The following is a 6,775-nucleotide window of genomic DNA, read 5'->3' on the forward strand; positions in this document are numbered from 1 at the left end:
GGTAGAGTCGGCGCGCGATGACCGACGCGCCGGCCCCGGGGCCGGCGCCGCGTGAGGAGCCCCCACGTGCTGATCACCCATGACACCGAGTGCGCGCTGAGCATCCTGGTGGAGCTGCTGAACACGGCGCCGGAGGCGTGCGGCAGCGAGCTGCTGCCCGACGTGGCGGCGCTGAGCGCGTTCGTGGTCCGGCAGGAGATCAGCGAGATCGACTCGCTCGGTCCGGCGGACCTGGCCGCGGTGCACGAGCTGCGCACCCGGCTGCGCGAGGTGTTCTCGGCCGGTTCGGTCGAGCGGGCCGCGGAGCTGGTGAACGCGGTGGTCGCCGAGGCCGGCACCACGCCCCGACTGACCAACCACGACCACCACGGCTGGCACATCCACTACTTCGCCCCGCACGCCGCGGTCGGCCGGCACCTGGCCGCCGAACTGGGCATGGCGCTGGCGTTCATCGTGATGGCCGGCGAGCTGGAGCGGCTGCGCCGGTGCGAGGCGCCGGGCTGCGCCCGGGTGTTCGTCGACCTGTCCCGCAACCGTTCGCGCCGCTACTGCGACAGCCGCACCTGCGGCAACCGGCTGCACGTCGCGGCGTACCGGGCCCGGCAGCGCTCGGCGGAGGCGGTGCCGGCCACCGGCCGCTGAGCGCGGTCGGCGGGGCGCTCCCGACCTGGGAGACTTGGCGGCATGAGTGATTCCTCGCTGCCCCGTGTCGAGTTCTGGTGCGACCTGCTGTGCCCCGACTGCCGTACCGCGCTGGACGACGTCCGGGCGCTGCGGGAGCGGTTCGGTGCCGCGCTGACCGTCGAGCTGCGGCACTTCCCGCTGGAGAAGCACAAGCACGCGTACCCGGCGGCCGAGGCGGCGGCGGAGGCGTTCGAGCAGGGGCGCGGCTGGGAGTTCGCGGAGGCCGTGCTGGCCCGCCTGGAGGACGTCGCGCGGGGCGGGGCGCCGGTGCTGGTGGAGATCGCCGGGTCGGTCGGCGTGGACGCGGACGAGGTGGACACCGCGCTGGTCGACGGCCGGCACATGCTGTGGGTCGACGCGGACGTGGCCGAGGGCCGGGCGATCGGGGTCACGGGCACGCCGACGTACGTGGTGGCCGGGAAGCGGCTGGACGGCGGGAAGTCGCAGGACGGGCTGCGGGAGCGGATCGTCGAGCTGCTGAACGGCTGAACGGCTGAACCGGGGCCGGGCGGGTCAGAGCGGCTTGCTGAGCAGGTACCGGGTGGTCCGGTAGCCGAGCGACTCGTACAGGCCGATCGCCACCGCGTTGTCGCGGAACACGTTCAGGCCGAGGTGGCGGACGCCGGCCCGCAGGCACTCGCGTTCGGCGATCAGCATCAGGGTGCGGCCGTGGCCCCGGCCGCGGTGCTCGGGGGCGACCTCCACCAGCATCACCCAGGCCAGCGGGCTGCCGTCGGGCAGCAGGCCCTGGTGGAGGGTGACCCAGATCGTGCCGAGGACGTTGCCGTCGGCGTCGAGCAGGTGGCGCAGCACGGTGCCGACGGTGGCGAGGCCGACCGGGAGGGCGCGGCGGTGGTCGCTCTCGGCGCGGGCGGCGGCCTCCTCGGGGTGGAGGCCCGCGGCGGTCAGCTCCCCGCGGTACCGGGCGACGGCGGCCTGCTGCCAGGCCGGGAACTCCTCGGCGGTGACCGGGCGGTCCGTCAGCCCCGCCGGCGGCGGCGGTACGCGGTCGAGCTGCTTGGCGAGGTTGCGCATCTGCTCGGTGTACCCGAGGGCCTGCGCGAGGCGGAGGGCGACGGGGGCTTCGACCGGGACGGTGACCTGCGACCGGGCGCACCCCCAGTACCGGAGCACCTCCTCGGCGGCCAGCACGGCGACGGTGCCGCGCCCGCGGCGGCGGTCCGGTTCGGCGACCTCCAACTCGCAGATCTCCCCCGGGTACCGCCCGCTGCGGGCCCAGCCGTTGGTCCGCAGCCCACCCACCCGCCGCCCGTTCACCATGATGTGCCAGCGCTGCGTCCGCCCCCCGCCGACGCCCGCCTCCTCCGGCCCGTCGGGCCGCAACGTGGTGGTCATGCCGTCTCCCTTTCCCGCCCCGGACACTCTTCTATCCCCGCCCCGCCCCGGCACAGCGGCCGGTCCCCGCTCAGACCGGGTCGCGGTCCTGCGCGGCACGCTCGGCGAAGACCTCCATCGCCTTGCGGGTGACCGGGCCGACGCCCGGAAGTTCGCGGTCGTCGATGCGGGCAAACGGCTCCCCACCCCCGCCCCGCCCCGCCCCGGCGCAGCCGGTTCCCGCTCAGACCGGGTCGCGGTCCTGCGCGGCGCGCTCGGCGAAGACCTCCATCGCCTTGCGGGTGACCGGGCCGACGCCCGGAAGTTCGCGGCCGTCGATGCGGGTGACGGCCTGGACGTCGCGGAGGGTGGAGGTCAGGAAGACCTCTTCGGCTTCGGCGAGGGCTTCGAGGGGGAGGTCGGTCTCTTCGGCGCCGGTCCAGTCGAGGACGAGGTGGCGGGTGATGCCGGCGAGGCAGCCGGAGGCGAGGGTGGGGGTGAGGAGGCGGCCGTCGAGGACGAGGAAGACGTTGGAGCCCGTGCCTTCGCAGAGGTGGCCCGCGGTGTTGGCGAAGAGGGCCTCGCTGGCGCCGGCGCGGTGGGCGGCGGCGAGGGCGACGACGTTCTCGGCGTAGGAGGTGGTCTTGAGGCCGGCGACGGCGGAGTGTTCGTTGCGGCGCCAGGGGACGGTGACGACCGAGGTGGTCTCGGGGCGGGGGTTCGCGCTGCCGAGGGCGGCGATCAGGCTGGGGCCGGCGGTGCCGCGTTCGGAGCCGAGCGGGGAGGTGCCGCCGGTGTAGGTGACGCGCAGGCGGCCGAGCGGCAGCGGCTTGGCGGCGAGGACGGCGGCGCAGGCTTCGCGGACCAGGTCGTGGTCGGGGTCGGGCAGGCCGAGGCCGCGGGCGGAGCGGGTGAGGCGGTCGAGGTGGCGGGTGAGGGCGAAGGGTTCGCCGTGTTCGGTCTTGACGGTTTCGAAGACGCCGTCGCCGACGGTGAGTCCGTGGTCGAGGACGGAGAGTGCGGCGTCGTCCTCGGCGGTGAGGGTTCCGTTGACCCAGATCATCGGCGGGGTGCTCCTTCGGGGGCTTCGGGGGTGCCGGTGGAGGCTATCGCCACCAGCCGGGCGGCTTTGAGTTCGGTCTCCCGCCATTCGCGGTCGGGGTCGGAGTCCCAGGTGATTCCGGCGCCGGTGCCGAACTTGAGCACGGGGGTGCCGTTCTCCGGGCGTTCGATCCAGAACGAGCGGATGCCGACGGCGAGTTCGGCTTCGCCGCGGTCGGCGTCGACCCAGCCGACGGCTCCGCAGTAGGGGCCGCGGGGGGCGGTTTCCAGGCTGCGGATGATGCGCAGGGCGCTGCTCTTGGGGGCGCCGGTGACGGAGCCGGGCGGGAAGGTGGCGGCGAACAGGTCGGCCCAGCCGGCTCCGGGGCGCAGGGTGCCCTCGACGGTGGAGACGAGGTGGACCAGGCCGGGGTGCTTCTCGACGGCACACAGGTCGGGGACGGTGACGGTGCCGGTCCCGCAGACCCGGCCGAGGTCGTTGCGGACCAGGTCGACGATCATCACGTTCTCGGCGTGGTCCTTGTCGAGCAGGTCGTGCTCGGTGCGTCCGGTGCCCTTGATCGGGCCGGAGCGGACGGTGCGGCCGCGGCGGGCGAGGTAGAGCTCGGGGGAGGCGGTGGCGATCTCGACGCCGTGCTCGGGGAGGCGGATCGTTCCCGCGTACGGTGCGGGGTTGTGGGCGGCGAGCAGGCCGGTGAGGGCGTCGACGTCGGTGCGGTCGGGGTCGGGCAGGGGGGCGCTCAGCACCCGGCAGAGGTTGGCCTGGTAGACCTCGCCGGCGGCGATGTGCTCGCGGATGCGGCGGACTCCGGCGCGGTAGGCGTCGGCGTCGAGGGAGCTGTGCCAGGCGGCGGGGTCGGGGCCGCGCCAGCGGTCGGTGGCGGGCGGGGCCGGGTCGGGGCGGACGTCGGCGAAGCGGGCGCAGGTGAGGCGGCCCTCGAAGTCGTGGGCGACGGCCCAGAATCCGCCGTGTTCGAGGGCGGCCGGGTCGTGGGTGACTTCGCGCAGCCCGGTGGCGAGGCGTCCGGCGAAGCGGGCCATCGGCTGGTGCGGGCTGGGGGGCGGGGTGCGGCCGGACACGGTTCTCCTGCGCGGATGTTCGGTGCTGCCCGCTGCCGGTGCCGTGTCGGGCGCCGGTCGCGCGCGGGCGCGGGGCGGGCCCCGGGGGATCGCCCCGGTACCGGAAAGTCTAGGTCGGGGGCCTGGTGGAACGTCCGGGCCGGGCGGGGCGGTTCGGCGGGCGGCGGCCACCCCCGCGCCACGCTGCGGGAACGGATTTTTCAGCTGGGCCGGGGATCCGCTAGAGTTCAACACGTCGCCAGGGAGCGCAGCCGGGAAAACCGGGGGCCGACCGGGCAGACAGGCGGACGTGGCTCAGTTGGTAGAGCATCACCTTGCCAAGGTGAGGGTCGCGAGTTCGAATCTCGTCGTCCGCTCGATGGGGAACAGGGTAAGATCGTTCTCCAGGAGTTTCGAGTAGTTCAGAAGTTGCCTGGTGGAGTGGCCGAGAGGCGAGGCAACGGCCTGCAAAGCCGTGTACACGGGTTCAAATCCCGTCTCCACCTCCAAGAGGTGCCGTCCGGTCTCGACCGGAGGTCCTCCCCGCGCGATTAGCTCAGCGGGAGAGCACTACCTTGACACGGTAGGGGTCACTGGTTCAATCCCAGTATCGCGCACTGGTCTTCGGATCCCGGTCCTCAGGATCGACCCGCGCGATTAGCTCAGCGGGAGAGCACTACCTTGACACGGTAGGGGTCACTGGTTCAATCCCAGTATCGCGCACTCAGGCTTCCCGGCTTCGGGGGTCCTGGCGCACCCGCGCGATTAGCTCAGCGGGAGAGCACTACCTTGACACGGTAGGGGTCACTGGTTCAATCCCAGTATCGCGCACCACGGTTGAGAGCCGCGGTCCACTTCGGACCGCGGCTCTCGGCGTTTCCGGGGCATGGCGGGCAGGTCGGGCGGGACAGCGGCGGCAGCGGCGGCGCGGGGAACAGTGGTGGCCGGGAACGGCACGCCCTCACCGACGTGTCGTTCCCGGCCATCCGGTGGGCCGGAGCTGCAGCCTGTGCCACTCACGCTGTCCGTCCACGACGGTGAGGGCGGCTCCGGCCGGCGAAGACCCCTACCCCATGCGGGGGGTCAGCGCCCGATCAGGTCGGCGACCGCTCTGGTCTGGGTCGCCAGTTGGTCCCACGCTCCGAACAGGGCCAGCAGCAGGACGGCGCAGGGCAGGACGATGGCGAGTGCGACGACCGGGTGCCGGGTCTCCGTGGCGGGGAGGTGGCGGCGGCGAAGGGCTCTGCTGAGCGGTGCCATGGTGTGCTGGGCTCCTGCCGGGCTGGTGCTGCGGGTCGGGACGGGTGGGACGGGTGGTGCGGCCTTGCAGCGGGGGCGGTCTCTCGGGGGACGAGCGGGCCCGCCCTCGCTTGTGACAACCGTATGCGGGGGGTCCGACGGGGTCGTCATGCCCGCGTACCGTTCCGTTCGCCTCCGCTGGGATGAGGCGCGGCGCGGCGGCGTACTCCTGGAGGCGGAGACGGGGGTACGACCACCCCTGAGCCGTCCTCGGGGTCGCCCCCGGAGGGCAGTTGGGGGCGGGCGGTGGCCGGGCCGGGGGCCGGGTCGGGCGGCAGGGGCGGCGGCGGGCTTCTGACGGGGCGTCGGGGGCGGGCGGGTCGGTTCGGGTGCGGATCGCCGCCGCTGGGGGCGGGTCGCGGGCGGGCCGGGAGGCAAGGGCGGAACGCTGATCGGACAATCCGACCGGCGGTTCGCGTGTTGCGTGTCGACGCGGGGCCGCAACCTGTCCGTAAGCTGTCCCGAGACAGTTGTCTGACGATGCCCCACATCCGACGGGGCCTCACCCCACAGGCTGACGGAACGGGAACGGGTACGGCAGATGGCAATGATGCGGCTGAGGCGTGAGGACCCCCGCATCGTCGGCCCGTACCGGCTGCACCGGCGGCTGGGCGCCGGCGGGATGGGCGTGGTGTACCTGGGCTCCGACCGCAAGGGGCAGCGGGTCGCGCTGAAGCTGATCCGGGCCGAGCTGGCCGAGGACGCCGAGTTCCGCACCCGGTTCGCCCGGGAGATCGCCGCCGCCTCGCGGATCCGCGGCGGCTGCACGGCCCGGGTGGTCGGCTCCGACATCGAGACCGAGCGGCCCTGGCTGGCCACCGCGTACGTGCCCGGCCCGTCGCTGTACAAGCAGGTCTCCGAGGAGGGGCCGCTGGCCTGGCCGGACGCGGCGCGGATCGGCTCGGCGCTGGCCGACGGCCTGGTCAAGGTGCACGAGGCCGGGGTGGTGCACCGGGACCTGAAGCCGTCGAACATCCTGCTCTCCCCCAAGGGCCCGCGGATCATCGACTTCGGCATCGCCTGGTCGCGCGGCGCCTCCACGCTCACCCACGTCGGCACCGCGGTCGGCTCGCCCGGCTTCCTGGCGCCCGAGCAGGTGCGCGGCGCGGCCGTCACGCCCGCCACCGACGTGTTCGCGTTCGGGGCGACGCTGGCGTTCGCGCTGACCGGCGAGTCGCCGTTCGGGTCGGGCGCCTCCTCCGAGGTGATGCTGTACCGGGTGGTGCACGAGGAGCCGGACCTGACCGGCATCCCGCCGGTGCTGGCGCCGCTGGTGGGCGCCTGCCTGGCCAAGGAGCCGTCCGAGCGCCCGCCCGCGGCCGCGCTGCACGAGCGC

Annotated in this window: 7 protein-coding genes and 5 tRNA genes; 8 read left to right on the forward strand and 4 right to left on the reverse strand. The window is 74.0% G+C overall.

The annotated features are described in order from the left end of the window. Nucleotides 1–66 precede the first annotated feature (66 nt). Nucleotides 67–642, forward strand: coding sequence for a CGNR zinc finger domain-containing protein (locus tag ACFUEL_RS31935; RefSeq protein ID WP_380240433.1), 576 nt, complete (start codon nt 67–69; stop codon nt 640–642). Between the two features lie 42 nt (nt 643–684). After that, nucleotides 685–1,173 carry a DsbA family protein gene (locus ACFUEL_RS31940; protein ID WP_380240435.1) on the forward strand — a complete coding sequence of 163 codons (489 nt, stop codon included), beginning with the start codon at nt 685–687 and terminating at the stop codon, nt 1,171–1,173. A 24-nt stretch (nt 1,174–1,197) separates the two neighbouring features. Here the strand turns inward: ACFUEL_RS31940 and ACFUEL_RS31945 are convergent, their stop codons facing one another. From ACFUEL_RS31945 to ACFUEL_RS31955, 3 genes are all read right to left on the reverse strand, one after another. After that, on the reverse strand, nt 1,198–2,040 hold the full coding sequence (locus ACFUEL_RS31945) for a GNAT family N-acetyltransferase (RefSeq protein ID WP_380240437.1): 843 nt from the start codon (nt 2,038–2,040) through the stop codon (nt 1,198–1,200). Nucleotides 2,041–2,263: 223 nt separating this feature from the next. Then, entirely contained in the window at nt 2,264–3,082 is an 819-nt protein-coding gene (locus ACFUEL_RS31950) for an aminotransferase class IV (RefSeq protein WP_380240440.1), read from the reverse strand. Next, nucleotides 3,079–4,122 carry a chorismate-binding protein gene (locus ACFUEL_RS31955; protein WP_380240445.1) on the reverse strand — a complete coding sequence of 348 codons (1,044 nt, stop codon included), beginning with the start codon at nt 4,120–4,122 and terminating at the stop codon, nt 3,079–3,081. Before ACFUEL_RS31955 ends, ACFUEL_RS31950 begins: the two co-directional genes overlap by 4 nt. A gap of 322 nt (nt 4,123–4,444) precedes the next feature. Between ACFUEL_RS31955 and ACFUEL_RS31960 the strand changes: the two genes are divergently transcribed. The 5 genes from ACFUEL_RS31960 to ACFUEL_RS31980 all read left to right on the forward strand — a co-directional run bounded on the left by ACFUEL_RS31960 (nt 4,445) and on the right by ACFUEL_RS31980 (nt 4,974). Beyond that, nucleotides 4,445–4,517: transfer RNA gene (locus ACFUEL_RS31960), tRNA-Gly, on the forward strand. 58 nt (nt 4,518–4,575) lie between these two features. Beyond that, a tRNA-Cys gene (locus ACFUEL_RS31965) sits at nt 4,576–4,649 on the forward strand. Nucleotides 4,650–4,685: 36 nt separating this feature from the next. Then, nucleotides 4,686–4,757: transfer RNA gene (locus ACFUEL_RS31970), tRNA-Val, on the forward strand. 34 nt (nt 4,758–4,791) lie between these two features. Next, nucleotides 4,792–4,863: transfer RNA gene (locus ACFUEL_RS31975), tRNA-Val, on the forward strand. Between the two features lie 36 nt (nt 4,864–4,899). Then, nucleotides 4,900–4,974 (forward strand) — tRNA-Val (locus ACFUEL_RS31980). Nucleotides 4,975–5,223: 249 nt separating this feature from the next. Here the strand turns inward: ACFUEL_RS31980 and ACFUEL_RS31985 are convergent. Continuing rightward, on the reverse strand, nt 5,224–5,400 hold the full coding sequence (locus ACFUEL_RS31985) for a hypothetical protein (RefSeq protein ID WP_380240442.1): 177 nt from the start codon (nt 5,398–5,400) through the stop codon (nt 5,224–5,226). Nucleotides 5,401–5,980: 580 nt separating this feature from the next. On the opposite strand from ACFUEL_RS31985, the gene ACFUEL_RS31990 reads away from it, so the two are divergent. Continuing rightward, nucleotides 5,981–6,775: serine/threonine-protein kinase (locus ACFUEL_RS31990; protein ID WP_380240443.1), on the forward strand; the 795-nt coding region annotated here is incomplete at its 3' end.

The organism is Kitasatospora sp. NPDC057198, assembly GCF_042670125.1.
Lineage (GTDB): Bacteria > Actinomycetota > Actinomycetes > Streptomycetales > Streptomycetaceae > Kitasatospora.